Origin of the sequence: Massilia sp. TS11, assembly GCF_022012445.1 — a bacterium.
Lineage (GTDB): Bacteria > Pseudomonadota > Gammaproteobacteria > Burkholderiales > Burkholderiaceae_D > Telluria.
Map to the genome: position 1 here is coordinate 95,300 of NZ_JAKLTS010000007.1, position 25,559 is coordinate 120,858.

General features: G+C 66.7%; 20 protein-coding genes. 7 read left to right on the forward strand and 13 right to left on the reverse strand.

What is annotated here, in order from left to right; genetic code table 11:
• Positions 1-8: 8 nt before the first annotated feature.
• A complete protein-coding gene (locus LZ005_RS12460) occupies positions 9-2,531 on the reverse strand; it encodes a M4 family metallopeptidase (protein WP_237808395.1) in 2,523 nt (840 codons plus the stop codon).
• A gap of 693 nt (positions 2,532-3,224) precedes the next feature.
• On the opposite strand from LZ005_RS12460, the gene LZ005_RS12465 reads away from it, so the two are divergent.
• Both LZ005_RS12465 and LZ005_RS12470 read left to right on the forward strand, forming a co-directional pair.
• A complete protein-coding gene (locus LZ005_RS12465) occupies positions 3,225-3,887 on the forward strand; it encodes a hypothetical protein (RefSeq protein ID WP_237808396.1) in 663 nt (220 codons plus the stop codon).
• A gap of 1 nt (position 3,888) precedes the next feature.
• Positions 3,889-4,536: a DUF6445 family protein gene (locus tag LZ005_RS12470; RefSeq protein ID WP_237808397.1), complete on the forward strand. Its 648-nt coding sequence runs from the start codon at positions 3,889-3,891 to the stop codon at positions 4,534-4,536.
• A gap of 3 nt (positions 4,537-4,539) precedes the next feature.
• Here the strand turns inward: LZ005_RS12470 and LZ005_RS12475 are convergent, their stop codons facing one another.
• The 3 genes from LZ005_RS12475 to LZ005_RS12485 all read right to left on the reverse strand — a co-directional run bounded on the left by LZ005_RS12475 (position 4,540) and on the right by LZ005_RS12485 (position 10,303).
• Positions 4,540-5,580 carry an LD-carboxypeptidase gene (locus LZ005_RS12475; protein ID WP_237808398.1) on the reverse strand — a complete coding sequence of 347 codons (1,041 nt, stop codon included), beginning with the start codon at positions 5,578-5,580 and terminating at the stop codon, positions 4,540-4,542.
• Positions 5,580-8,411, reverse strand: a complete 2,832-nt coding sequence (locus LZ005_RS12480) for a TonB-dependent receptor domain-containing protein (RefSeq protein ID WP_237808399.1) — start codon at positions 8,409-8,411, stop codon at positions 5,580-5,582. Before LZ005_RS12480 ends, LZ005_RS12475 begins: the two co-directional genes overlap by 1 nt.
• A gap of 134 nt (positions 8,412-8,545) precedes the next feature.
• Positions 8,546-10,303 carry an ABC transporter substrate-binding protein gene (locus LZ005_RS12485; protein ID WP_237808400.1) on the reverse strand — a complete coding sequence of 586 codons (1,758 nt, stop codon included), beginning with the start codon at positions 10,301-10,303 and terminating at the stop codon, positions 8,546-8,548.
• A gap of 133 nt (positions 10,304-10,436) precedes the next feature.
• Here LZ005_RS12485 and LZ005_RS12490 point away from each other — a divergent pair, with 133 nt between their 5' ends.
• On the forward strand, positions 10,437-11,675 hold the full coding sequence (locus LZ005_RS12490) for a nucleoside recognition domain-containing protein (RefSeq protein WP_237808401.1): 1,239 nt from the start codon (positions 10,437-10,439) through the stop codon (positions 11,673-11,675).
• 8 nt (positions 11,676-11,683) lie between these two features.
• A complete protein-coding gene (dacB, locus tag LZ005_RS12495; RefSeq protein ID WP_237808402.1) occupies positions 11,684-13,123 on the forward strand; it encodes a D-alanyl-D-alanine carboxypeptidase/D-alanyl-D-alanine-endopeptidase in 1,440 nt (479 codons plus the stop codon).
• Between the two features lie 148 nt (positions 13,124-13,271).
• Here dacB and LZ005_RS12500 read toward each other — a convergent pair whose 3' ends face one another.
• The 9 genes from LZ005_RS12500 to LZ005_RS12540 all read right to left on the reverse strand — a co-directional run bounded on the left by LZ005_RS12500 (position 13,272) and on the right by LZ005_RS12540 (position 22,264).
• Positions 13,272-13,886, reverse strand: coding sequence for a M15 family metallopeptidase (locus LZ005_RS12500; RefSeq protein ID WP_237808403.1), 615 nt, complete (start codon positions 13,884-13,886; stop codon positions 13,272-13,274).
• Complete coding sequence (locus LZ005_RS12505) at positions 13,883-14,782, reverse strand: LysR family transcriptional regulator (protein WP_237808404.1); 900 nt, start codon at positions 14,780-14,782, stop codon at positions 13,883-13,885. Before LZ005_RS12505 ends, LZ005_RS12500 begins: the two co-directional genes overlap by 4 nt.
• Before the next feature lie 31 nt (positions 14,783-14,813).
• Positions 14,814-15,605, reverse strand: coding sequence for an N-acetylmuramoyl-L-alanine amidase (locus LZ005_RS12510; RefSeq protein ID WP_237808405.1), 792 nt, complete (start codon positions 15,603-15,605; stop codon positions 14,814-14,816).
• Between the two features lie 9 nt (positions 15,606-15,614).
• The gene (locus LZ005_RS12515; protein WP_237808406.1) at positions 15,615-16,511 is read right to left on the reverse strand and encodes a BadF/BadG/BcrA/BcrD ATPase family protein; all 897 of its coding nucleotides are present in this window, start codon (positions 16,509-16,511) and stop codon (positions 15,615-15,617) included.
• A gap of 92 nt (positions 16,512-16,603) precedes the next feature.
• Positions 16,604-18,166, reverse strand: a complete 1,563-nt coding sequence (locus LZ005_RS12520; protein WP_237808407.1) for a glycoside hydrolase family 10 protein — start codon at positions 18,164-18,166, stop codon at positions 16,604-16,606.
• A 9-nt stretch (positions 18,167-18,175) separates the two neighbouring features.
• Positions 18,176-19,264 carry a heparan-alpha-glucosaminide N-acetyltransferase domain-containing protein gene (locus LZ005_RS12525; protein ID WP_237808408.1) on the reverse strand — a complete coding sequence of 363 codons (1,089 nt, stop codon included), beginning with the start codon at positions 19,262-19,264 and terminating at the stop codon, positions 18,176-18,178.
• Between the two features lies 1 nt (position 19,265).
• Positions 19,266-20,540, reverse strand: a complete 1,275-nt coding sequence (locus LZ005_RS12530; protein WP_237808409.1) for an MFS transporter — start codon at positions 20,538-20,540, stop codon at positions 19,266-19,268.
• Positions 20,541-20,579: 39 nt separating this feature from the next.
• Positions 20,580-21,461: an N-acetylmuramic acid 6-phosphate etherase gene (locus LZ005_RS12535; protein ID WP_237808410.1), complete on the reverse strand. Its 882-nt coding sequence runs from the start codon at positions 21,459-21,461 to the stop codon at positions 20,580-20,582.
• An 89-nt stretch (positions 21,462-21,550) separates the two neighbouring features.
• The gene (locus LZ005_RS12540; protein WP_237808411.1) at positions 21,551-22,264 is read right to left on the reverse strand and encodes a GntR family transcriptional regulator; all 714 of its coding nucleotides are present in this window, start codon (positions 22,262-22,264) and stop codon (positions 21,551-21,553) included.
• A 204-nt stretch (positions 22,265-22,468) separates the two neighbouring features.
• On the opposite strand from LZ005_RS12540, the gene LZ005_RS12545 reads away from it, so the two are divergent.
• The 3 genes from LZ005_RS12545 (at position 22,469) to LZ005_RS12555 (ending at position 25,553) form a co-directional block, all read left to right on the forward strand.
• On the forward strand, positions 22,469-23,707 hold the full coding sequence (locus tag LZ005_RS12545) for a serine hydrolase (RefSeq protein ID WP_237808412.1): 1,239 nt from the start codon (positions 22,469-22,471) through the stop codon (positions 23,705-23,707).
• A gap of 103 nt (positions 23,708-23,810) precedes the next feature.
• The gene (locus tag LZ005_RS12550) at positions 23,811-25,052 is read left to right on the forward strand and encodes a D-amino acid dehydrogenase (RefSeq protein ID WP_237808413.1); all 1,242 of its coding nucleotides are present in this window, start codon (positions 23,811-23,813) and stop codon (positions 25,050-25,052) included.
• Positions 25,053-25,124: 72 nt separating this feature from the next.
• The gene (locus LZ005_RS12555; RefSeq protein ID WP_237808542.1) at positions 25,125-25,553 is read left to right on the forward strand and encodes a YchJ family protein; all 429 of its coding nucleotides are present in this window, start codon (positions 25,125-25,127) and stop codon (positions 25,551-25,553) included.
• Positions 25,554-25,559: the final 6 nt, after the last annotated feature.

Consider the following 25,559-nt stretch of genomic DNA (forward strand, 5'->3'; position numbering starts at 1 on the left):
TCGCGCCCTTACTGCGTGATCACGCTGACTTTGTCGACCACAAACGAGGTCTGCAGCGAGGAGTCTTCGGTCATCACGAAGGACAGGGTCACGCTCTGGCCTTTGTAGGGCAGCAGGCTGAAACTGCGGGTCTGGTAGCCGCTCGCCTTGTTCAGATTGCTGTAGGTGGCCAGGGTGCCGAGCGTGCTGCCGGCGCTGTTCTTCACGCTGACGACCAGCTTGTCATAGGCGCTGCTGGTGGTGGTCTCAGCCGTGTCGATGTGCAGGGCGAAGCTCAGCGTGGCGCTGGTGGCGGTCGACGGAATGGTGACGGCCTGGGTCAGGGTCTCGGTGGCGGTGCTGCCATTGCCGCCGAGCCAGGCGTTCTTGCTGCCGTCATAGGCCGGCTGGCCGCTCCAGGTGCCGATCACGCCGGTCGTGCCGCTCCAGCCGGTCGCGCCCGATTCGAAGCTGCCATTGGTGACGCGCTCGGTGGCGCTGCTGGTGGCCACCGTCAGGGTGGCGCTGTTCGAGGTCACCATGGCATTCGTGGCGTCCTTGATCTGCACGCTGAAGCTGGCGCCGTTGTCGCTGCTCTGGGCCGTGAAGCTGTAGCTGGCGCTGGTGGCGCCGCTGATCGCCGTGCCATTGCGCAGCCACTGGTAGCTGTAGGGCGCGCTGCCGCCGGTGGCCGTCACGGCGAAGCTGGCGCTGGCGCCCGGGGCCACGGTCAGGCTGGCCGGCTGCGAGCTGATGGCCAGCACGGCCGAGCCCGGTTCATCGACGTCGGCCCCGACATTGATGGCGGCATAGGCGCGCTGCACGGCGATGTCTTCCTTCGAGCCGACCCCGTACAGCTCCTGGGCGGCGGCGATCATCTTCAGGCGCGCGTCGGCGTAGTTGGTCGAGGACGTGAACTTGGTGGTATTGGCCTTGAACCAGATGCGGTAGGCCTTGTCGTTGCCGATGCCGGTCATGGCCTTGGGGCTCTTGACCAGGTAGGACGAGTACATTTCGCTGCTGCTGCTCGAATTCGAGCCTTGCGACAGGAAGTAGAACATGCGGTTGTTCGGGCCGCTCGAATAGTGGACGTCGAGATTCTTGATGGTCGAGCTCCAGGCGTCCGGCGAGGAGCCATCCTTGGACGGCTTCCACATCCAGCGCAGCGGGGTGCCCGACTTCGAGATTTCCTTGCCCATCATCCAGTCGTTACCGGCCGGGATCACGCTGCCGGTGCCGCCATTGCGCGCATAGGCTTCGACCATCTCGCCATTGATGTCCGAGGACGATTCATTCAGGCCGCCCGACTCGCCCGAGTAGGTGAGATTGGAGGTGGCGGCCGTCACGCCGTGGCCCATTTCGTGGCCGATCACGTCGATCGAACCGAGCGAGTAGAACGAAGAGCCGTCGCCCACATACATGCACTTGCAGGTGTCGGTGTAGAAGGCATTGTCGTAGTTGTTGTCGACGTGAACGGCGATATACGTGGCCGTGTTGTTACCGTCGAGCGACTTCCAGCCCAGCGCATTGTTCATCGCGTCGTAGGTGTTCATCAGGCCCCACAGCGCATTCACGGCAGCGGTCTGGCCGTTGGCATTGGTGGTCGAGCCGCCCGCAATGTACTGCTGGCCGTCGCCCCAGGTGTTGGTGCTGTTGGTGTAGATCGATCCGGCGCTCGGGCTGTTGGCCGAGCTGTGGTTGGCATTGGTGATGGCCATGCCGCCGAAGGTGCCGCCGGTGCCGCGCGTGGCGTCGAGCATCTTGTAGGTGCTGCCCGACAGCGTGGTCTGGATCGGCACGGTGCCGTTGTACTGGCTGTAGCCGGTGCCGACCACGGTCTGCAGGGCATTCCACTGGGCCAGCTGGCGGCCGTCATTGGCGCTGACGATGGTGTCGCGGTAGACCAGCTTGTTGCCGCTGGCCGTGCGCGTCTTGACCAGGTAGGCCAGCTCATAGCCGGTGACCTTGTCTTCGACGTCGACCGCGTTCAGCGCCGCTTCCGGCTTGTTGAGGGCGTAGTCCTTGCGCACGGTCTCGACGATCGGATAGACGATCAGCTCGGCGCTGGGCGGCTCGACCTGGGTGGCGCTCGCCAGCAGGGTCTGCTTGTTGACGCTGTCGATGGCGGCCTGGGCGCTGATGGCCGGGGTCACGCTGAAGCCGGCCGTGGCGCCGCGCAGGGTCTTGTTGGCGGCGCCGCTGCCGAGGCCGGCGCGGCGGTCCGAGTGCGACTGGCTGAGGATGTCGCCATTGCGGTTGGTGACGATCACCGAGTTCGAACCGAACACGCGCACGCCCTTGTAGGTGTGGTCGGCGCGCAGAATCTGGGTATTGTCGGTGCCCGGGTGCTGGGCAAAGACCTTGTAGTCATGGTCGCCATCGAGGCCCTCGTCGGCGCGCTGGGCCTGCAGTCTGGCGAGGATGGCGTTGGCGGCGGCCGGGGTGGCGACCACCGGGGCCGAGAACAGCGGGTTGCCGGCCTCGGCAGTGGCGGCCAGGCAGAGCGGGAGTGCGGCGATCGAGGCTGCGATGAGGGTTTTCCGTAAATTCACTTTTTTTCTCCAAGATGTTCTTCGTTGAGGTTTTTTTGTGTGCTGCTGGCCGCCCTACGCATGGCCACCCGAAGGCGCAACTGGGGAAAAAAACCGCTCGGCGTCGTCGAGGGAGCAGAACTTAGTCCTGTCGAAAGCGCGATGTCAAAAAACTTGGCAAATGAGACAGGAAAGGCCCGGATGTTCAGGAAATAACATTCCATCCAAACAACAACGCTGTCAAAGCAGCACTTGTCTAAACAATCTTCTGTTGGTGCATATCAAAATGGACGGGCGAAAAGCTTGAACCTTGAAGGAATAGTGTCTGAAATGCTACAGAGCGTGGGTCTGCACTAGATGACAGACTCTAAATGCGGCAAAAACGAAACAATCGGTGGTTTTTTGTGAGAATCTGCCTGCCACAGCGATTGCATTTTCCGCGAAAGCCGGACTACACTAGATTTTCGATATACATCCGACAAGACAAAAGATCGGAGAGACCAACAAAAGACGTGCCCTAAGGCGCGCGACTTGTACACGGGAAAAATCATGACGCCACGCCAACCCATGCCTGACCGTACCGCCTTTCCGCGCCCCGCCCCCCGACCTGGCTGATCCGCCGCGCCCGCGACAGCAGCCGGCCCCGCGCCGGCACCCGGAGACAACCATCACAACAAGGACACCTGCCCACACGCCGCAGGTGGAGGGGGGAATATGCTATCTATCGCAAACAAAGTGGAGCAGATCGTCAGTGAGTCGCCATTCCTGATGGAGGGAATGCAGCTCGGCCTGATCAATCTGTCCGAACTGGCGCGCCAGCTGCGCCCGCAGCTCGAGTCCGACCTGTGGAAGCCGGTCGGCCAGGCCGCCGTTGTCATGGCCCTGCGCCGTTTCTCGGAGCGGCTGCCAGCCAAGACCCAGCCGATCCGCCCGGTGCTGGCCCCGCGCATGGGCGAAATCACCACGCGCACCGACCTGACCATCTTTACCTACCGCCTCGGCGAGCGCAGCAACGAGTGCCAGAAGACTCTGCTGGCCCTGGCCGAGGAACGCCATCCGAGCATGTTCGTCTCGGTCACGCGCGGCGTGCACGAGGTGCTGGTCGTGTGCAGCCGGCCCCTGACCCATGTGGTCGAGGACGCGTTCTACGGCGAGCGCCTGCTGGCGCGCGTCGAGAACCTGACCGGCCTGACCTTGCGCCTGCACGCCGACACCCACCACACGCCGGGCGTCTACCACGCCGTGCTGAAAAAGCTGGCCTGGGAGAAGATCAGCGTGGTCAATATGCAGTGCACCTATACCGAGCTGACCCTGCTGCTCGAACAGAGCCAGACGGCGCCGGCCTTCTCGGTGCTGTCGCAGATGGTCACGCACTGAGGTGCAGCTCAGCTACCGCAAGCCCCAGCCGGGGCGCGACTACTGGGTGCAGGACGATTTCCTGCCGGACGCGCAGGCCGTGTCGGCGCGCTGCTATGCGCGCAGCGAATGGGAATACGGCTTTCCGCACAGCGATCTGCCCTGGCCCGGCATGCGCGCGCCGCAGGCGCTCACGCCCGCCGAGCTCGAGCATGTGGAAGCCTGGGTGCGGCGCCAGACCGGGGCGCGCCGGCTATGGCAGGTGCAGCCGCCCGACGGCCGCGCGCTCAACCACAACCATGTGCAGCTGGTCGGCATGGCCGAGTCGGGCCCGCGCCCGCACACCGATTCCCTCAAGCTGTGCAAGTATGCGGCTGTGCTGTATCTGTCGCCCGATCCCGACCCCGACACCGGCACCTCGTTCTACCGGCTGCGCTATCCGGACGGGCGGCTGGGCGGCAATATCGTGCTGCCACCGCATGCCAATCTGCGCGAGGCGCTGAAGGTGAAGGGCCTGCCGTTGGAGGCCTGGCACGAGGAAGTGCGGATCGCCAACCGCTTCAACCGCATCCTGCTGTACAAGGCCAACCTGGTGCACTCGGCCACCAATTACTTCGGCTTCGCCCAGCACGAACGGCGCATGACGGCCGTATTCTTCTGGATGGCCTGAGCCTTAAGCGACGGCCGGTTCGAGCAGGGTCAGGGTCTGGGCCTCGGTGTCGAGGCGTGCCTGGATGCCCATCGGCAGGGTGATCTGGTCGCGGATGTGGCCGAAGGAATAGCCGATCACGGTCGGAATCTTGCGCGGCTGCAGATGCAGGTCCATCGTCTGTTCGAACGACAGGGCCGGGTCGGCGTCTTTCGGGCCGCACTCCTCGCACACGCCGACGATCAGCGCGCGCGCCCGGTCAAAGCCATAGGCCAGATCGAGCTGGGTCATCATGCGGTCGATCTTGTAGGGCGGCTCGTTGACGTCTTCGAGGAACAGCAGGTGGTCCTTGAAGTCGATCCCATACGGCGTGCCGGCCAGGGCCGCCACCAGCGACAGATTCCCGCCCAGCAGCGGGCCGGTGGCCACGCCGCTGTGGATGGTGCGCGCCGCGTACAGGGGATTGTCGCGCGCGCGCTCGATGTTCTCGGGCGCCAGCGGCAGGGTCATGCTCGGCTGCGGATCGCACAGCAGGGCCATCAGCTGGGCCATGCTGAACTCGGACGGATGGCTGCTGCCGAGCACCGGACCGTGGAAGGACACCACCCCGGCCTGGCGCAGAAACGCATAGTGGTAGGTGGTGATGTCGGAATAGCCGATCAGCGCCTTCGGATGGGCGCGCACCAGCTTGTAATCGATGTAGGGCAGGGCCGAGATGCCGCCCGAACCGCCGCGCACCGCCCAGATCGCCTTGATCGCGGGGTCGAGCAGGGCCGCATGCAGGTCGGCCACACGCTCGGCGACAGAGCCGGCGTAATTGCCATGCTGGGCGAGGATATTGGCGCCCACGCGCGCGCGGAACCCGAGGGTCTCGAGATTCCGCACGCAGCGTTCGACGGCCGCTTCGTTGGTGCGGCCGCTGGGGGCAAGGATGGCGACGGTGTCGCCCGGCGCCAGACGCGGCGGCTTGATCAGTTTCATCGTGCTGCGCGCCTGGGCCGGCAAGGCAGGCGAGAAGGCGGCCGCCGCGGCCAGTGAAGCGAAGGCGCGGCGGCTGACCCCCATCAGAGGAACTTCCAGGTGCCCTGGAGGGTGAAGGAACGGCCACGCGGGTCGGCCACACGCGGCTCCCACGAGGAACCGGCGCCGGTGTTGCTGTCATAGGTGACGGCGAACGGCGGGTCGGTGTTGAAGATGTTCTTCACGCCGCCGGTCAGGGTCAGACCCTTGATGCCGGTGTAGCTGACGCTGGTGTTGAAGATGCTGTAGGACTTGACCTTAGCATTCCATTCCGGCGGAGACACCTTGCCGTTGGCCACACCCGGCAGCACCTGGTCTTTATAGCCATCGCGGTAGATGTTCTGGAACAGGAAGGACCACGGACCGTCGGCATAGGTGACGAAGGCGGTGTGCTTCCACTTCAGGCCGAGGTCGCCGGTGAAAGTGAACAGGCCGACTTCGCTCGGGCCCCAGTTGGCCGAGGCCAGCGGCTTGCTCTTCTTCTCGAGCAGGCGGGTGCCGTCGATGCCGACCGTCCAGCGGGCGCTACCGATCCGGCCATTGGTGCGGGCGCCGACTTCCACGCCGCGCGTGATCTGCGAACCGGCGTTCAGCCAGCGCTGGTCGATCATGGTCAGGTTGCCCGCGGCGTCGCGGATGAAGGAGTCCTTGAACAGGTTGTAGTTGGCGATCATCGTGGCCAGGTCGAGCGACTTGATCACGTCTTCCTTCTTGACCATCCACCAGTCCATATTGAAGGAGAAGCTGCCCGGCTCAAACACGAAGCCCAGGCTGCCCTGCTTGGCCGTTTCCGGACCCAGGTTGTTCTTGCCGCCGGTACGGATGATCGGGGTGATCGAGCCGCAACCCGGCTTGGTGGTGTCGACCTTGCCGGTCGGGCAGCTGCCCGGATCGGCCAGATCCTTGCCGGCGTAGGTCGAATCGGTCACGCCGTTGAACAGCTGGTTGAAGGCCGGGGCGCGGAAGCCGGTGTTGTAGGAGCTGCGCACCATGAAGCTGTTGGCCGGCTGCCAGCGCAGCGAGACTTTCGGATTGAAGGTGCTGCCGAAGCCGTCGTACTGGTCGCGTCGGCCAGCCACGTTGACTTCCAGGCTCTTCAGCACCGGAATCAGGAATTCGAAGTACACGGCCTTGATGTTGCGGCTCACCGTGTTGAGGGCGTTGGCATCGTCGAACGGCGCGTTCAGGATGGCCGGACGGCTGGCGGCTTCACGCACGTCGCCGTTGAAGCGGTATTCCTCTTTGCGCAGGTCGGTACCGAAGGCGGCCATCAGGGCGCCGGCCGGCATCTTGTACAGCTCGCCCGACACGGCGAAGTCGAACTGGGTCAGCACGGTCTTGCCGCCGTACAGGACGACGCCCTCGGCCGAGGCGCCCTTGATCAGGTCGAGCGCGGCCTGGGACTGGGTTTCACCCGGCTTCAGGAAGGGATTGATGATGCCGGTGCCGAGCGCGGCGGCCAGCTTGGCCGTGTAGACATAGCCGGTGCCCAGGCGCGAGGTCGACGAGGACTCGGCCTTCGAAATGCCGGTGCGGTAGTCCCAGCTGCCGATCTGGCCGTCCAGGCCGATCTGCAGGCGGTTGGCATTGGTGCGCGTCTTGATCTGACGGTTGCCGCACTCCATGCAGCGCCAGCGGTAGGCGATCGGCAGACCGTAGTTGCCCTGGATGCTGGGGAACACGGCGGCGATGGCATTGAACACGTAGTTATAGGCCGAACCCGTGCTCGGGTAGAAGGAGCTGGCGTTGAACGTGGTCGAGCCCGGCGAGATCTGGTTCGGCGAGAAGCTCTTGGCCACTTCGACCACGGAACCCACGGCCTCGGCCGACAGACGGTGGCCGTTCGGCAGGTTGAAGGTACCGCGCAGCACATAGTTGGAGTTGGTCACCGGCTGCTGCAGCACGGCGGCGCGGCCCGTATCCCAGGCGCAGCCATACTTGGCCGAGGGCGTATCCCACAGCACTTCGTCGTAGGCGGCCATGCCGTCGATCGTGTTACAGCCCGGCTGGCCCGGCAGGTCGAGCACGTTGATGCCGGTATAGGTCTGGGTGCCGCCCGGCAGGGTCGGGCCGGTGTTCGAGGACTTCGACAGGATCGTGTTGCCGAGCGAGGTCGCGAACACGGTGGCGAACGGGGTGCCGCGCGTGTCGACCGACAGGCCGCGGTTCGGCTGGAAGGTGTTGACGAAGGAGCGCTGGTCGCCGCGCAGGGCCTTGTTGTCGCTCTGGGCCAGGGACAGCAGGATGTTGTAGCCATCCTTGTCGAGGTCGCCCTTACCGGCCAGGAAGGTGACGCGGTCGATGTCGCCGCCGCCCATCTGGGTCTTGTCGTGGAAGCCCGAAATCTGGGCGCCCTCGTAATTGGTCTTCAGGATGAAGTTGATCACGCCGCCGATGGCGTCGGTACCGTAGATGGCCGAGGCGCCGTCTTTCAGCACTTCGACGCGTTCGATGGCGGCCATCGGGATCGAGTTCAGGTCGACCGCCTGGCCCTTCATGCCGTGGGTGGCGACGCGCCGGCCGTTGAGCAGCACCAGGGTCGAGTCGGCGCCCTGGCCGCGCAGGTTGGCCGAAGACGCGCCGTTATTGCCGCGCTGGGCGCCCGAAGTCACGTCCGAGTTCGAGGCCAGATTGTCCGAGCCGTTGCCGTTGATGTTCAGGGTGGCGATCAGCTGTTCGGCCGTCACGATGCCCTGGGCTTCGATCTGCTTGGCCGAAATCACTTCGACCGGCAGCGCGCCTTCCTTGGCGATACGTTTGATGCTGGAGCCCGTGATTTCCACGCGCTGGACCTTCTCGGGCGGGGCCTCCTGGGCCAGGGCCGGGCCGGCCACGCCGATCAGGGCAATCAGGTGCGCAAGTTTCTTAAGCTTCACGGGGTCTCTCCTTCCAGATAAATTTTTGTAATCGTTACTACAGCTCTATGAATCGAGGGTACGCAAGTGGTGTTAACCAGACCAATGAAAATACCAGTTAAGCCTATAACTTTTGCTCATAAACCAGAAATTTTTTAGCGAAAAGCCTTGTCCCGTGCAGGGACATCGAGGTCCAGGTAGCGCCAGGCCGTGAATTCGACCGGATGGCGCTTGTAGTTTTTTAACCACGGCTGGCGCAGGTCGGCCGAAATCGGGTGGGTCAGCAGCACCCAGGGGTTGTAGGCGTGGATCAGATTATTCATGCCCTGGTAGAGCTGCTGACGCGCCGGCGAATCCTGCAGCGCGCGCGCCTGCTCGTACAGGCGGTTGTAGTCGGGCTGGTTGAAGCGCGCATAGTTGGCGCGTCCCGCGTTCGGCCCGTACAGCAGCTGGTAGAAGTTGTCGCCGTCGGGGAAGTCGGCCAGCCAGTTGGTCTCGAACATCATCACCTTGCCCAGGCGCGAAGCCTTGATGATCTCGCCCTTCTTGTCGCTCTTGAACACCACGCGCAGGCCGACCGCGTTCAGGCTCTTGCGCCACATCTCGTCGCGCAGGCGGCCGACCACCGAGGCTTCGCTGTGCATGACCAGGGTCAGCGGGCGTCCGGCCGGGTCGGTGCGGAAACCGTCCGGCCCCCGGCGGTAGCCGAAGCGCTCGAGCAGGGCGCGCGCCAGCGCCGGGTCATACGCGATCGGGCTGCGGTAGGCGGCGTCGTAGCCGAGCATGCCGGGCGGCAGCGGCGACTGGGCCGGCAGGGCCAGGCCCTTCTTCAGCAGGGCGATGTCCTCGACACTGTTGTAGGACAGGGCGATCGCGCGGCGCAGGGCCACGTGGGCCTGGTCCATGCCCCCGATGACGGGGTCGTCCATGTTCATCCACATGTAGTAGGTCTGCAGCGTCGGGAAGCGCGACAGCACGATGCCGCGCCGCGCCAGCTCCGGCTTCAGGCGGCCGTCGGCCAGCACCATGTCGGTCATCGACTCGGGCACCTGCTCGAGGTAGTCGTACTCGCCGCCGAGAAAGCCCAGCATGCGGCCCTGGAATTCCTCGGCCACCTTGACCTCGACCCGGTCCACGCGCGGCAGACGCTGGCCGGCCAGGGCGCTGGCCAGGGCCGCGTCCTCGGGCGTGGCCGGCGCCGCCGTGCTCTGGAACACATGGCGCGACAGGGGATTGGCCAGCAGCTCGATCTTGCTGCTGCGCTTCCATTCGCCGAGGATGAACGGACCGGTGCCGACCGGATGGTTGCCGACCTGGCCCGGATAGGCCTCGACCACCTCGCGCGCGACGGCCGAGGCGGCCGGGGTGGCCAGATAGAACAGGAAATTGCTGTCCGGCGCGGCCAGGCGGATGCGCAAGGTGTAGCGGTCGAGGGCCTGCAGGCCGGGAATGGCGGTATCGATGCGGAAGTCGCGCTTGAGGGCGGCGTCGCCGGCCAGCTTGCCGTCGAACAGGAACAGCCAGGGCGACTTCAGGGCCGGGTCATACAGGCGCTTGAGCGCGTAGACATAGTCGGCCGCCGTCAGTTCGCGCGCCTTGCCGCCCAGGGCCGGGTCGGGCGTGAACAGAATGCCGGGGCGCAGGCGGAAGGTATAGCTGAGGCCATCGGGGCTGACCTCGGGCAGGGCCGCGGCCGTGTTCGGCGCCAGTTTGACCGGGCGCGCCAGATAGTCGTAGCGCAGCAGGGGATCGAACAGGTTTTCCACCAGCGACAGCGTGCCCAGGTCCGAGGCCACGGCCGGATCGAGGGCCGACTCGCTGCTGGTGATGAACATGTGCAGGGTCTTCTCGGCCAGGGCCGGCAGCGGCAGGGCCAGGGCGGCGGCCAGCAGAACGGGGAGGATGCGCTTCATGGTGGCCGTATGATACGGCGCGCGCCGCCGATTCCCAAGCATAAGCCAGACTCATACCCGCTCTGTCTTTTTTCATCACTGCCGGCCTATACTCTCGCTGCACAATGCAAAGAATTTTTCTTTTGGCAAGCTCATGGCACTGAACTACATCTGGTCCGGATTCTTCCTCGTTGGCTTCGTGGCCGCGCTCGCCCAGTGGATCTTCCTCGGCGACACCGAGATCTTCAAGAAGATCATCGACGGCACCTTCGAGTCGGCCAAGATCGGCGTGATGGACATCGCCCTGCCGCTGGCCGGCGTGATGACCCTGTGGCTGGGCCTGATGAATGTGGGCGAAAAGGCCGGCGCCGTGGCCTGGATGGCGCGCCTGATCGCGCCCTTCTTCTCGCGCCTGTTCCCGAGCGTGCCGAAAGACCACCCGGCCACCGGCCACATGGTGATGAATTTCTCGGCCAATCTGCTCGGCCTCGACAATGCCGCCACCCCCTTCGGCCTGAAGGCGATGGAGTCGCTGCAGACCCTGAACCCGAACAAGGACGAGGCCAGCGACGCCCAGATCACCTTCCTGGTCATGCACACCTCGGGCCTGACCCTGATTCCGCTGGCCATCATGGCGCAGCGCGCGATTCTCGGCGCCAAGGACCCGTCCGACATCTTCATCCCGTGCATGATCGCGACCTATATCGCGACCCTGGCCGGGATCCTGGTGATCTCCGTGCGCCAGCGCCTGAACCTGCTGCACGGCGTGGTGCTGGCCTGGCTGGGCGGGATCACGGCGGTGCTGGTCGGCCTGGTCTACGCGATGACCCAGTTCATGAGCAAGACCGAAGTCGAAGTGGCGTCCAAGCTGTTCTCCAACCTGATCCTGTTGAGCATCATCGTGGCCTTCATCGTCGGCGCCCTGCGCAAGCGCGTGAATGTCTACGACGCCTTCATCGAAGGGGCCAAGGGCGGCATCCAGACCTCGCTGACCGTGATTCCCTACCTGGTCGGGATGCTGGTGGCGATCAGCGTGATCCGCAATTCCGGCGTGCTCGGCTTCATCGTCCAGGGCATGGGCTGGTGCTTTGCCCAGCTCGGCATGAACACGGATTTCACGGCCGCCCTGCCGACCGCGCTGATGAAGCCCCTGTCCGGTTCCGGCTCGCGCGCAATGATGATCGACGCCATGAAGACCTACGGCGTCGACTCCTTCGTCGGGCGCCTGGCCTGCATCTTCCAGGGCTCGGCCGACACCACCTTCTACATCGTGGCCCTGTATTTCGGCTCGGTCGGCATCAAGAAGACCCGCTATGCGATCTCGGCCGGCCTGACCGCCGACCTGATCGGCATCATCGCCGCCATCGGGGTGGCCTACCTGTTCTTCCACTAAGGATACGCATGCGCCCGACCCTGCTCGCCGCCGCCCTGATCGCCCTCGCCCCGCTGGCCGAGGCCGCCCTGCCCGAGAGCGTGGCGGCCCGCATCGCCGCCGCCGGGATTCCAGACAGCGCCGTCGGCGCCATCGTGCTCAAGGGCGGGCAGGTGGTGCTCGAACACAATGCGCGCCAGCCGCTGCAGCCCGCCTCGACCATGAAGCTGGTGACCACGATGGTCGCGCTCGACACCTTCGGGCCGGTGTTCCGCTTCCGCACCGAGTTGCGCAGCAACGCGGAGATCGTCGGCAGCACGCTCAAGGGCGACCTCTACATCAAGGGCGGGGCCGACTGGGACCTCGATCTGGCCGCGCTCGAAAGCATGCTGCAGAGCCTGCGCAACCAGGGCATCCGCCGCATCGACGGCCAGCTCGTGTACGACCGCCAGCTGTGGCAGCCGACCCGCTACGACCTCGGTCCCGCCTTCGACGAAGCGCCCGAGGCCTACTACAACCTGATCCCCGACGCCCTGCTGGTCAACCACAACATGCTCGAGATCGACATGCGCTCGACGGCCAGCCGCCTGAATCTGGCGCTGGCGCCCGCGCTCGAAGGCGTGTCGATCGGACACGACATGGAGCTGGTCACGGCCGACTGCGCCAAGTGGGAGAACGGCTGGAAGATCCCGACGGTGAAGGAAGCCTGGACCGGCAAGCAGAAGATCACCCTGCACGGCAGCTTCCCGAAGAACTGCGCGCGCAGCTACGGCATCAATGTGCTCGATCACCAGGCCTATGCCGATCATGCCGTGCGCGGCCTGTGGCGGCGCCTGGGCGGCAGCATCAAGGGCGAGAGCATCGAAGGCCGCACCCCTGAGGACGCCAAGCTGCTGGCCGCGCACCGCTCGCGCGTGCTGCCCGAGCTGCTGCGCGACACCAACAAGGATTCCGACAATGCGCTGGCGCGGCTGCTGTATCTGAGTCTGGGCAGCCTGGCGCCCGACCCCGTACTCGGCAGCAAACCCCTGCCGGCGAGCGAGCAGAGTACGCCCGAGCGGGCCGAGCGCGCGATCCGCGCCTGGTTCCAGGCGCACGGCATCGACGACAGCGGCATGGTGCTGGAGAACGGTTCCGGCCTGTCGCGCAACGAGAGGCTGAGCGTGGCGCAGCTGGCCGCGATCCTGCAGGAAGGCCAGCGTTCGCTGTGGGCGCCCGAGTTCCTGACCAGTTTGCCGATTGCCGGCGTTGACGGCACGCTCAAGCGCCGGCTGGGCGAGAGTGCTGCGGCGCAGCGCGCGCGCATGAAGACCGGCACCTTGCGCAACACAGTCGGCCTGGCCGGTTACGTCCCGGACACCAAGGGCGAGCCGCAGATCGTGGTCATGATCGTCAACGACGACAAGGTCGGCAACGGCGTCGGCCGCGCCATCCTCGACAGCCTGGCCGACTGGGCCGCCCGCCAATAAACGGGGTCCGCCAATAAACGGGGTCAGGTCCGGCAATCGGACATTGGAGAACTAAGGGGAGCGCAAATGGTCGCTCACCCAGCGAGACAATCAGTAGGCCATTTGGTTCTCAAATGTCCGATTGCCGGACCTGACCCCGTTTGGGATCTTAGAGGACGCGCGGGTAGCTGGCGCGCACTTGCACGCGGTCGCCGCAGTCGTAGTGCCACCACTCGGTGCTGATGCCGACGAAGCCGGCCGCTTGCATGGCGGCGCGCAGCAAGTCGCGGTTGGCCACGTGCTCGGCGCGCAAGGCGCCGTTGGCCAGATGCTCGGCTTCCTTGGCCGGATGCGACAGCAGCGTCAGATCGTCGAATCCAGTGCCCATGTCGAGCTCGCGCCCGGCCGCATCGGTGATCGTCAGGTCGAGCGCCATGCCGAAGCTGTGGATCGAGCCGCGCTCGGGCGGCGCCAGATACATCAGCAGATCGGTCCCCTGCAGCGAAGCCCATAGCTGCTCCTGCACGCGCTGCGGGCGCAGGGCGTCGAGCACCAGCAGGCGGTAATCGGGGCGGGCTGCGCTCAGCCAGGCGACGGCGCGCTCGAGCGCGGCGGCGGCGTCGCGGTGCAGCCAGGCGCAGTCGAGCGGGCTATACAGATCGCGGCCGACGAAATTGTCGGCGCTCGCGTAGCGCAGGTCGACGCCGATCCCGGCCACCGTGCTCAGATGGCGGAACAGCGCACTGCCGGGGATGGCTTCGCAGGGGATCGTCGCCGTACTCATGCACTGGCCAAGCGCGCGCGCGCGACGCGGCTGATCGCATCGACCAGCTCGCGCCCGCCATGCGACAGCGGCGAATGGCTGGACGTCAGCAGGAACAGCTGGACCGCAATCGCCGGGGCGAACACGCGCTTTTGCACTTTGTCGGGATGGGCGCTGGCGGCCGTGAACGGATCGACCACGGCCATGCCCATGCCGGCCTCGACCAGCGAGCGGGCAATCTGGTAGGTCTGCACCACAGTCCGGTACAGCGGATGCTGGCCCTGGGCGTCGCAGGCGGCATTGACCATCTCGCCGAGCGGGTCCTGGTCGGCCAGGCCGATCAGCTCGCCCGTGAGGCCCTCGGCCGTCAGCGGCGTGCTGCATTCGGCTGCGCTCCAGGTGCCGGCCGGCGCGATCACGGTCATCTGCCCGTGCGCTATGGCCTCGGCCACGATGCCCGGATGGCGCGGGTCCTGCAGCGACAGGCCGATGTCGGCCTCGGCCAGGCGCAGCGCATTCACGATTTCGCTCGTGTGCTGGGTCGACAGCTCGCAGCGCGTCTCGGGAAAGCCGGCGCGCCAGCTGTGCAGCGCATCCGGCAGCACCGACATGGCCAGGGTCGGGGTCGCGCACACGCGCACGGTCTCGACCGCGCTGCCCTTCAGATTGGCGGCCAGGCGGCGGATGCCCTGCAGGTCGCGGTTCAGCTTCTCGGTCTCGGCGAACAGGCGGTGCGCCTCGGGCTTCGGATACAGCTTGCCGCGCACGCGCTCGAACAGCGGCATGCCCAGCTGCAGCTCGCAGTGCTGCAGCACCTTGGTCACGGCCGGCTGCGAAATATGCAGCACCTGGGCGGCACCGCTGATGGTGCCGACTTGCATGATCGCGTGGAAGACTTCGATATGACGCAGCCGCATGGCAATTTCCTGTGGGTTCGATACGCCTAGTTTACTTCTTTGCCTGCTGGCCTGTCAGCGCTTCGAGCAGGGCCGCCGTTTCGGCGTCCGGATTGCCGTCGATATTCGTGTTCCGATACTTCATCTGGAAGGCCGAGATCACGGTCTGGGTCGGCTTGTCGAGCGTGCCGGTCTGGGGCACGCTGTAGCCGTGCTGGGCCAGCTTTTTCTGGAACCAGGCGACGTCCGGCAGCTGGGCCTGGAAGCCGGGCAGGGCCGCGGCCACGCGCGCCGGCTCGGGCCAGATCACCAGGCCGGCATCGGCCAGGCGCTTCCACGGAAACTGCGGGCCCGGGTCCTGCTTGCGCTGGGGCGCGATATCGCTGTGGCCGAGCACGTTCTCAGGCGGCACATTGTGGCGCTGGGCGATGTCTTTCACCAGGCCGATCAGGGTGTCGATCTGCTTCTCGGGGAAGGACGCGTAGATGCGGCCCTCGGGCGTGTCCTTGTAGCCGGGATTGACGATCTCGATCCCGATCGAGCTGGTGTTCAGGCGCGTGTAGTCCTTCCAGAAGCTGATCCCGGCATGGTTGGCCTGGCGCGACTCGTCGACCAGGCGGTAGATGATGGGGTCGGCCTCGTCGGTCAGCAGATAGTGGGAACTGACTTCCTGCTCGGTCAGGATCTTGATCGACTGCGGGCGGTCGCTGACCGTGTAGTGGATGATGATGAACTTCACGCGGCTGCTCTGGCTCTTGGCGCTGTAGCTGCTGCTGTCGATGCGCGGACCGGCACAGCCGGCCAGCAGGGCCAGCAGCAGGGAAGTGAGAAGCAATCGGATCATGGTGGTCTCTCAGGCGATGCGCGCCGCCAGGCGGGCGGCGGCGTGGTGGGCGTGGCCGATCACTTGACGCAGATCGGTTCCGGGCAGGGCGGACCGCATGGCCGCCACAATGCATGGGTGCAGACTGGCGGCGCGGCCGGCCACCACCAGCGGACGTGGGCCGAAGCGCTGGCTCAGCGCGCGGCCGAGGCGGGCCAGTTCGAGGCCGGCCTCGTGCAGGATGCGGGCGGCGTCCGGGTCGCGGTCGGCGCAGGCCGCCACGACCAGGGCCAGCTTGCCGATGGCGCCGCGCTCCTGACCGTAGATGAACTGGCGCGAGGCCGCCCAGTCGCTGTCGCCGAGCTGCTCGAACACGGCGCGCGCCAGGGCCGAGGTGCGCCAGGCGCCCGGGTCTTCGTCCTCGCGCCGCCAGATGCAGCGCAGCGCTTCGCGCGCGATCCAGAAGCCGCCGCCGCCATCGTCGAGCAGCACGCCGCGCCCGCCGGCGCGGTGGAACTGGCCGGCGCCGTCGATATAGGCGGCAATCGAGCCGGTGCCGGCATACACGAGATAGCCTTGGCCGGGGCGGAAATTGTCGAGGTAGGCGAATTCGATGTCATTGCGCAGGCCGACCGCCGCGCCATCGAGGCCAAAGCGTGCCGCCAGCCAGGCGCTGAGCTGGCCGCCGTCGCCGCCGAAGCCGGTCAGCCCGGCTTCGATGCGTTGCGGCTGGCCATGCGCGCGCACGGCCGCGGCCAGCGCGTCAAACGTGGCCTGGACCTGGGCGCGGCCGTCGCTGCTGCTCATCTGCAGGGCCGACAGGCCGGCCACCTCGCCCTCGGCCAGCAGCTGGCCGTGCGCATCCGCCAGCGCCCAGCGCGTCTGGGTGCCGCCCGCATCGATGCCAAGGCCGAGTGCAGCGCTCATCGTGGTCCGCTCGCAGTATTCAAGCCAGCTAGTGTAAGCCGCCCCCCGTGCCGACCGTGCATGAATGTCTGCAGGGGAAATATGAAAAAAAGTTATAGAACCGGCAGGCTTACGCTCGGACTGGCCTGACCGTGGCGGTCGATCGCCGTCACCACCGCCAGACTCGGCTGGCCGGGCAGGGTCCAGACCTTGCCATTGGCCGGCATCACGGCGAAGCGCCAGCTGTCGCCGTAGCGGCCCCAGACCGCATAGCGCGCCACGCCCTCGGCCGGGCTGGCCTGCAGGCGCACGGCGCCGTTCTTGTTACTCAGGCTCACCACGGGCGCGGCCGGCAGGCTGCGCGCATGCCAGGGCGTGGCCGGCACCAGGGCCGGCACCGGGTAGCGGCTCTGGCGCAGCTGATCGGCGACGCCGCCGCGGTTCTGCATCAGGGCGGCCATGCTGAAATGCAGGTGGCCCTGGGCGCCCGGGCGCAGGCGCGTCACGCGCACCTGTTCCAGAATCTCCTCGCTGGTGTAGGCCTTGGCCGGCGCCTCGATGCGGCTGGTGAACAGGCCGGGCCAGACGTGGCGGCCCTGGCGGTTCTGGGCCAGCCAGTAGTCGAGCAGCACCTCGTAGGCCTGGGCGCTCTGGGCGATCGGCCAGTACAGCTGCGGGGCCAGGTAGTCGAGCCAGCCCTGTTCGAGCCAGAGTTCGACGTCGGCATACAGCTTGTCGTACTGGGAGAAGCCGCTGATGCCGGCCGGGCGCCGCTCGGGCTTGCCGATGCCGAAGGGGCTGATGCCGAACTTGACCCAGGGCTTTTCGCGGTGCACGCCCGTGTACAGGGCTTCGATCAGCTGGTTGACGTTTTGGCGGCGCCAGTCGGCCTTCTCGAGCTTGCCGCCGGCGGCGCGGTAGCGCGCATACGCGGGCGCATCGGGGAAGTCGAGCTCGTTCTTCGGGTCGGTGGTCGGAGCGTCGCCGATGGTTTCCGGATACGGGTAGAAATAGTCGTCGATATGGACGCCGTCGATATCGTAGCGGCGCACCACGTCGAGCACGACCTCGAGCGTGTGGCGGCTGGCCGCCTCCTCGCCCGGGTCCATCCACAGATATTTGCCATAGGCCTTGACGGCGCCCGGCTGGCGGTTCGAGATGTGCTCGCGCGCGGCCGGCGACTTGGCCCCCATGTGGCGCGCGCGGTAGGGATTGAACCAGGCATGCAGTTCGAGCCCGCGCTCATGCGCCTCCTTGACCCAGAAGGCGAGCGGGTCGTAAAACGGCTTGGGCGCCTGGCCCTGCGCCCCGCTCAGGTATTCGCTCCAGGGTTCGAGCGCCGACGGGTAGATGGCGTCGGCGCTGGGGCGCACCTGGAGCACGATGGCGTTCAGGTTCAGGGCCACGGCCTTGTCGAGGATGGCCAGGGCTTCGGCCTGCTGCTGGGCGCTGGACAGGCCCGGCTTGCTCGGCCAGTCGATATTCGCGACCGTCGAGACCCAGGCGGCGCGGAACTCGCGCGGCACCGGCGGCGGGGTATCGGGCGTGCCCTGGGGCGGCACGGACGGGGACGCGCCGGACGGGGCGGTCGGGCTGGTGCTGCACCCGACCACCAGACCGCCCAGGGCGAGCGCGCCAGCCAGCGCCAGCGCACGGCGTTTCTGATTTGCCTGCAAAACGGACCTCTAGACTTTGATGAACCACTGACGCCGCCACATCATCCAGGCAATGCTGAACATGACCGCGTTAAAACACAGCGCGTACAACAGGGAGGTATTGACCGGCCCGATCGGCAACGCGCGAATGGGAGCATACAGCATACTCGTCAGCCCCAGCTTGGACAGGGTTTTCACCAGGAAGCCGGAGAAGGCGAAGATGAACAGCGCATTCATGCCATAGATGACGAAGGGCTGGCACCAGCGCACAGCGATCGGATCGCGCACGCCGTCGAGCAGCCAGTAGAAGGCGGCGAACAGCACCGCCGCCCAGCCGGCCGTGAACACCGCATACGAGGGCGTCCACAGGCTCTTATTGATCGGCATGAGCACGACGTCGAGCACATTCCCGAGCCAGACGCCAAGCAGGCCGACGAGCAGCATCCAGACCGCGTGTTCGGCGCGCGGACGCGGGCTCAGCAGCCACTGCCCGCACAGCACGCCGAACAGCTGGGAGCCGACCGCCGGCAGGGTCGAGACCAGGCCTTCCGGGTCCCAGGTCTTGGCCTTGGCCCACAGGTGGCCGCCGAGCAGCTGGCGGTCGAGCCAGGCGCCGAAGTCCTGGCCCGGCAGCAGCACGGCGCGCCCCGAACCGGGCACGTCAACGCCCAGCATCAGCACACTGTAGAGCGTGAACAGGGCGAGGATGACGCCAAGCTGCTGGCGCCAGTTGCAATACACGACGACCGGCGCCGCCAGCAGCGTGCACAGGGCGATGCGCTGCAGCACACCGGGAATGCGCACATGGGCGAGGTCGAAGTTCGGGTAGAAGTTCAGCAGAAAGCCGATCGCGAAAATCAGGGCCGCGCGCAGGCTGAGCTTGCGCAGCAGGGCCGGTTTGTCGGCCCCGGCCGCGGCCAGGCGCCCGAGCGAGAGCGCCATCGCGACCCCGCCGATGAACAGAAAGAAGGGGAAGATCCAGTCGGTGAAGGTCCAGCCATTCCACTCGGCATGGGCGAGCTGGCTGTACAGATTGCCCCAGTCGCCCGGGTTATTCACCAGCACCATGGCGGCGATCGTGAAACCGCGGAAGGCGTCAAGCGAAGTCAGGCGTGCCACCTCAGGCCTCCTTTTTCTTGCCGAATTCGGGATCGATGCGCAGCAGGGCCGCCAGCACGAAGGAGGGCAGGGTCGCCAGGCAGACCCAGACGAAGAAGTGCTGGTAGCCGAGGAACTCCTGGATCTTGCCGCTGACCATGCCGGGCAACATCATGCCCATCGCCATGAAGCCGGTGCACAGGGCGAAGTGGGCGGTCTTGTGCTCGCCCTCGGCCACCAGGATCATGTACAGCATATAGGCGGTGAAGCCGAAGCCATAGCCGAACTGCTCGAGCGAGATCGCGGCCGTGACCAGGGCGAAGGACTGCGGCTGGGCATAGGCGAGGTAGACGAAGACCAGGTCGGGCAGGTGGATCGCGCACACCATCAGCCACAGGCTGCGCTTGAGGCCGAGGCGCGAAATCACCCAGCCGCCGAGCAGGCCGCCGAGCGTCAGGGCCAGCACGCCGAAGCTGCCATAGGCGATGCCGAAGTCCTTGGTCGACAGGCCGAGCCCGCCTTTTTCCAGGGTGTCGAGGGCGAACGGGCCGACCATCTTGATCAGCTGCGCCTCACCGAGCCGGAAGGTCAGCAGGAAGGCCAGGATCAGGCCGATGCCAGGCTTGCGGAAGAAGCTGGCGAAGGTGGCGGCGAAGGCGGCAAACGGGCGCGCGCCATGGGCGGCCGGGCCGTCGCTGGCGGGCCGCGGCAGACGCAGCAGGTGGTAGCCGCCCAGCAGGCCGAACAGCAGCGCCAGCACGACGAACACGGCTGACCAGGCCAGGTGCGGATCGCCGCTGGCTTCCGTGATGCGTCCGGCCAGATACACGAGCGCGCCCTGGCCCGTGATCATGGCGGCGCGGTAGAAGGTCGAGCGCACGCCGACATAGGCGGCCTGCTCATGCTTTTCCAGGCCCAGCATGTAAAAGCCGTCGGCCGCGATATCGTGGGTGGCCGAGCTGAAGGCCATCAGCCAGAACACGGCCAGGCTGGCCTGGAAATAGCCGGGCAGCTGGATCGTGAAGGCCACGGCCGCGAAGCTGGCGCCGACCACCAGCTGCAGCACGGTGATCCACCAGCGCTTGGTGCGCAGCAGGTCGACCACGGGCGCCCACAGCGGCTTGATCACCCACGGCCAGTAGAGCCAGCTCGTGTAGAGGGCGATGTCGGCATTGTCGATGCCGAAGTTCTTGTACATGACCGTGGCCAGGGTCATCACGGCCACATACGGCAGGCCCTGGGCAAAATACAGAGAGGGCACCCAGGCCCAGGGAGAAATCGCGCGGCTTGCCTGCATGAAGTCCTTTCGGGTTGGCGCGCCGGAGACGGACGGACGCTAGGCCGCCAGGGCCTGGCGCACGCTGCCGCGCGCTTGGTCGAGCAGGCGCGCCGCCTGTTCCACCGTGGTCTGGCGCATCAGGGCGACGATCGCCGTCTTGACCTGGAACGCGCACTGTTCGAGCGTGGCGCGCGCGGCGGCCTCGTCGGCGCCGGAGGCGAGCATGGTCAGGGCCACGGCGCGCCGCACGAGCTTCGCATTGGTTGCTTTTAAGTCTACCATCAGGTTGCCGTAGACCTTGTTCAGACGCACCATCAGCGCGCTCGAGAAGGTGTTCAGCGCGATCTTCTGGGCCGTGCCGGCCTTCAGCCGGGTGCTGCCCGAGATCACTTCGCTGCCCGTGTCGAGCACGACGCCGTGCTCGGCCTCGGCGGCCACCGGCGTGCCCGGGTTGTTGGCAAAGCCGACCGTCAGCGCCCCGGCCGCACGCGCCGCGCGCAGCGCCCCCAGCACATACGGGGTGGCGCCCGAGGCGGCCACGCACAGCACCACATCGTGCGGGCCCGGCTGCACGCCCGCCAGATCGCGGCCGCCCTGCTCCAGATTGTCTTCGGCCCCTTCGACGGCCACGAACAGGGCGCGCTCGCCGCCGGCCAGCAGGGCCAGGGCGCGGCCCTGGGGCCAGGAGAAGGTCGGGTAGAGCTCGACCGAGTCGAGCAGACCGAGGCGGCCCGAAGTGCCGGCCCCGACGTAGATCAGGCGGCCGCCGGCATCGATGCGCGGCACGGCGGCCTCGACGGCGGCGGCGAGGGCGTCGGCGGCGGCGCGCACGGCGTGCACGGCCGCATACTGGTCGTCGACCAGGGCGTGCACGAGTTCGCGCGTCGGGTAGCGGTCAAGCTCGGCGTGGGCGCTATGCGGCGTTTCGGTGTTCAGCATGCCTTCACTCAGCAGAGGGGATAGTACCAGTGTAATACCAAAATTCCGGGCCCAGGCATGAAAGGAACGGGCGCGGGTATAGCTTCAGCTTATGCCGCACGCCGCATTTCGGCGACAAAATCGTAGTGGTCGCTGCGGCAATAGGAATGCGTGAGTTCGACGGCCTGGCCCGATTCCAGATAGCCGACGCGCGTGATGAACAGCACGGCCTGGCCTTCCGGCACGCCGAGCTGGGCCGCGAGCTGGGCGCCCGCGTTCATCGCCCGGATGTGCTGCAGCGCGCGCACCGGCATGTGGCCGCTCTGGTTCAGGTATTCATACAGGGAGCTGCCGACCTGCTCGGGCGCGGGCAGCACGGTGGCCGGAATCACCGAGACCTCGAAGGCCATCACCACCTCGTCGGCCAGGCGCAGGCGTTCGAGCCGGGCCACGCGCGCCTGCGGCGACAGACCGAGGGCCAGCTGCTCGTCGGGGGCGGCGCTGACGATGGCGCGCCGCAGCCATTGCGAGCTGGGCTTGTAGCCGCGCTGGGCCAGTTGTTCCGAAAAACTCGACAGATTCGACAGCGGCTGCTCGATGCGCGGCGCCACGTAATTACCGGAGCCACGGCGGCGCACGACCAGACCCTGTTCGACCAGCTGGTCGATGGCCTTGCGCGCCGTCACGCGGGAAATCTCGAGCTGTTCGGACAGGCTGCGTTCCGAGGGCAGGGCCTGGTCGACCTGGTAGCGGCCGTCGCGCACGTCCTGGATGAGCTTGCGCGCCACCTGCATATACAGCGGTGAATTGTCGTTGAACGCCATCTTGCCTGCAGTGCTGCTGTCGCCCATACCAGCCCGTCTCTCTGTGCTCTTTTGCGCATTAGTGTAATGCGCAAGTGTGCCATAGCCTGCATGAAATTGTCCGAGCCGGGCATAACGTTTGGCTATGGCTGGCCCGCGCTTCGCTATTGGCAAGCGGCCCCGCTTGACCCTAAGCTGGGGCCGACGCCAAACACCGAGGACGCCATGAAAACCACCCTGCTCGCGCTCGCGGCCGCCTGCTGTTTCGGCCAGGCCAGCGCCTCCGATCTGGACCGCCAGCTGGCCGAGATCGTCCGCACGCCCCAGATGGAACTGGCCAGCCTGTCGGTGGTGGCGATCCGCGACGGCGAGGTGCGCTACCAGGCCGCGTTCGGCGCCCAGCAGATCGGCGGCGCCGCCGCCACGCCCGAGACCATGTACCGGATCGCCTCGATCTCCAAGATGGTGACCACGCTGGGCGCGCTGAAGCTGGTCGAACAGGGCAAGCTCGACCTCAATACCGACGTCAGCCGCTACCTCGGCTTCAGCTTGCGCAATCCGCACTTCCCCGAGCGCGCCATCACCCTGCGCCAGCTGCTGTCGCACACGTCCTCGCTGCGCGACGCCGGCGGCTACTTCTGGCCGCACAGCACGCCGCTGGCGAGCGTCATCGGTCCGGCCTCGTGGGCGCGCGAGCAGGCGCCCGGCGCCTATTTCACGTATTCGAATCTGAACTGGGCGATGATCGGCGCCGTCATGGAGGCCGCCGGCGGCGCCCGCTTCGACCAGCTGATGGACCAGCTGATCTTTGCGCCGATGGGCATCCGCGCCAGCTACCACCCGTCGAACTTCACGCCGGCCGAGCTGTCCAAACTGGCGACCCTGTACCGCAAGCGCACGGTCGACACCGAAATCTGGGACAGCCGCGGCCCCTGGATTGCCCAGGTCGACGACTACCGCCAGGGGCCGCCGGCGCCGCCGCCGGCCATCACGCCGTATCGGCTGGGCAGCAACCCGACCCCGTTCAGCCCCACGGGCGGCCTGCGCATTTCCGCGCCCGACCTCGCGCGCATCATGCTGATGATGATGAACAACGGCCAATACCAGGGCAAGCAGATCCTGCAGCCGGCCACGCTGGCGCGCATGTTTCAGCGCGAATGGACCTTCGACGGCAAGAACGGCGACGACGAGCACGGCTTCTACGGCGCCTGGGGCCTGGGCAACCAGCAGTTCGACGGCGCGCGCGTGGTCGAGGGCGGGCGTTTCCAGGCCGTCGGCCACCTCGGCGAAGCCTATGGCCTGATCTCGGCCTTCATTCTCGACCGCGAACACAAGGACGGGATGGTGATGTTCGTCGGCGGCACGTCGGCCGATCCGGCCCAGTACAAGGGCCGCTATTCGGCGCTCGAGCGCTTCACCGAACAGATCCTCACGGCCCTGTACCGCGGCGCCATCGCGCGCTGAGCGCTTTATGACACAGGGTTATGGCCCGCCGACGTTCATTCATTGGAAGGAAGCCGGGCCAGCCCCTAAGCTGCCCATCCATACGCTTTAATTTGTGGACGCAATGCAAGATGTGATCGTCATCGGTGGGGGAGTGGTGGGGCTGACGACCGCCTGGTGGTTGGCCGAGGCCGGCTGCCGCGTGTCGATTCTCGAGCGCCGTCCCCAGGTCGCGGCCGGCGCCAGCGCGCGCAATGGCGGTCAGCTCAGCTACCGCTACGTGGCCCCGCTGGCCGATGCCGGCGTCCCGCTCAAGGCCCTCGGCTGGCTGTTCCAGGTCGACGGCCCGCTGCGCTTCAAGCCCGAGGCCGATCTGCGCCAGTACAAATGGCTGAGCCAGTTCCTGGCCAACTGCCGCGCCGACCGCAATGCGCGCACCACCGGCCAGCTGCTGCCGCTGGGCGAACTGTCGCGCCAGATGATGGCCACGCTGGAAAACATCGTCAGCCTCGACGACTTCGCCTGGCGCGATGCCGGCAAGCTGGTCGTCTACCGCACCCCCAAGACCTTTGCCCACGCGAGCGCGCGCCCGGCCTCGGACAGCGCCCAGGAACTGCTCGACCCGGCCCAGTGCGTGGCGCGCGAGCCGGCCCTGGCCAAAGCCGAGCATGTGCTGGCCGGCGGCATCTTCACCCATGGCGAAGCGGTGGCGGACTGCCAGGCCTTTTGCCAGGCCCTGCTGCAGCGCCTGCAGGCCCATCCGCGCTTCGGCGGCGTCATCCACGAGGAAGCGCGCCGTATCGTCGTCGAAAACGGGCGCGCCACCGCCATCACCACCGACGAGGCGGTGATCGGCGCCGACGCCTTCGTGCTGGCGGCCGGCATCCAGAGCCGCAACCTGGCCGCCACGGCCGGGGTCTGCCTGCCCCTGTATCCGCTCAAGGGCTATAGCCTGACGGCGCCGATCCGCCCGGGCGACCAGGCCCCCGAGATCAGCGTCACCGACTTCGAACGCAAGGTCCTGTACGCACGCATCGGCGACCAGCTGCGCGTGGCCGCCATGGTCGACATGGTCGGCGAGGACGAGCGCATCGACCAGCGCCGCATCGACAGCCTGACCCGGCTGGCGCGCGAAACCATGCCCGACGCGGCCGACTACAGCCGCCTGGAAAGCTGGACCGGCCTGCGCCCGGCCACACCCGACAGCGCCCCGATCCTCGGCCCGAGCGGGGTCGGCAATCTGTGGCTGAACCTGGGCCAGGGTCCGCTCGGCTTCACCTTTGCCTGCGGCTCGGCGCGCGTGGTCACCGACCTGATGCTGGGGCGCACCCCGCCGATCGCCCTCGACGGCCTGCTGCTGCGCTGAGCCGGACGCGGGTGCACAGCCCGCCCCGAATATGGCGGATAATGTCGGCTTCCGACATTCACCCCCATGCCCATGCCCATGGCCACTTCCACACCGCCCTGTCCCTGCGGCGGGCCCAGCTTCGACAGCTGCTGCGGCCCCTATCTTGCCGGCAGCGCCATCGCGCCCAGCGCCGAGGCCCTGATGCGTTCGCGCTACACGGCCTACACGCGCGGCGACGAGGCTTACCTGAAGGAAACTTGGCATCCGAGCACGCGCCCGGCCGAGGCCATCCTCGACCCGCAGGAGAAGCTCCAGTGGCTGCGGCTGGAGATAAAATCCGCTTTACGTTTACGTAAACGTAATGTAGAGTCTGCCCCCGTCGAGGACGCGGACACGGTCGAATTCGTCGCCACTTTCAGGGTCAACGGCCGCGCCCACCGCCTGCACGAAGTCAGCCGCTTCGTGCGCGAAGGCACGCCGCCGCGCTGGTACTACCTCGATGGACACTTCCCCGGATAAGAAGGA

Excerpts from the sequence above, each read along its gene's own strand:
- LZ005_RS12475 (WP_237808398.1), bottom strand. The coding sequence starts at position 5,580 with ATGGGGGTCAGCCGCCGCGCCTTCGCTTCACTGGCCGCGGCGGCCGCC.
- dacB (WP_237808402.1), top strand. The coding sequence starts at position 11,684 with ATGCGCCCGACCCTGCTCGCCGCCGCCCTGATCGCCCTCGCCCCGCTG.
- LZ005_RS12510 (WP_237808405.1), bottom strand. The coding sequence starts at position 15,605 with ATGATCCGATTGCTTCTCACTTCCCTGCTGCTGGCCCTGCTGGCCGGC.
- LZ005_RS12490 (WP_237808401.1), top strand. The coding sequence starts at position 10,437 with ATGGCACTGAACTACATCTGGTCCGGATTCTTCCTCGTTGGCTTCGTG.
- LZ005_RS12540 (WP_237808411.1), bottom strand. The coding sequence starts at position 22,264 with ATGGCGTTCAACGACAATTCACCGCTGTATATGCAGGTGGCGCGCAAG.
- LZ005_RS12465 (WP_237808396.1), top strand. The coding sequence starts at position 3,225 with ATGCTATCTATCGCAAACAAAGTGGAGCAGATCGTCAGTGAGTCGCCA.
- LZ005_RS12545 (WP_237808412.1), top strand. The coding sequence starts at position 22,469 with ATGAAAACCACCCTGCTCGCGCTCGCGGCCGCCTGCTGTTTCGGCCAG.
- LZ005_RS12555 (WP_237808542.1), top strand. The coding sequence starts at position 25,125 with ATGCCCATGGCCACTTCCACACCGCCCTGTCCCTGCGGCGGGCCCAGC.
- LZ005_RS12550 (WP_237808413.1), top strand. The coding sequence starts at position 23,811 with ATGCAAGATGTGATCGTCATCGGTGGGGGAGTGGTGGGGCTGACGACC.
- LZ005_RS12485 (WP_237808400.1), bottom strand. The coding sequence starts at position 10,303 with ATGAAGCGCATCCTCCCCGTTCTGCTGGCCGCCGCCCTGGCCCTGCCG.
- LZ005_RS12500 (WP_237808403.1), bottom strand. The coding sequence starts at position 13,886 with ATGAGTACGGCGACGATCCCCTGCGAAGCCATCCCCGGCAGTGCGCTG.
- LZ005_RS12515 (WP_237808406.1), bottom strand. The coding sequence starts at position 16,511 with ATGAGCGCTGCACTCGGCCTTGGCATCGATGCGGGCGGCACCCAGACG.
- LZ005_RS12505 (WP_237808404.1), bottom strand. The coding sequence starts at position 14,782 with ATGCGGCTGCGTCATATCGAAGTCTTCCACGCGATCATGCAAGTCGGC.
- LZ005_RS12530 (WP_237808409.1), bottom strand. The coding sequence starts at position 20,540 with ATGCAGGCAAGCCGCGCGATTTCTCCCTGGGCCTGGGTGCCCTCTCTG.
- LZ005_RS12535 (WP_237808410.1), bottom strand. The coding sequence starts at position 21,461 with ATGCTGAACACCGAAACGCCGCATAGCGCCCACGCCGAGCTTGACCGC.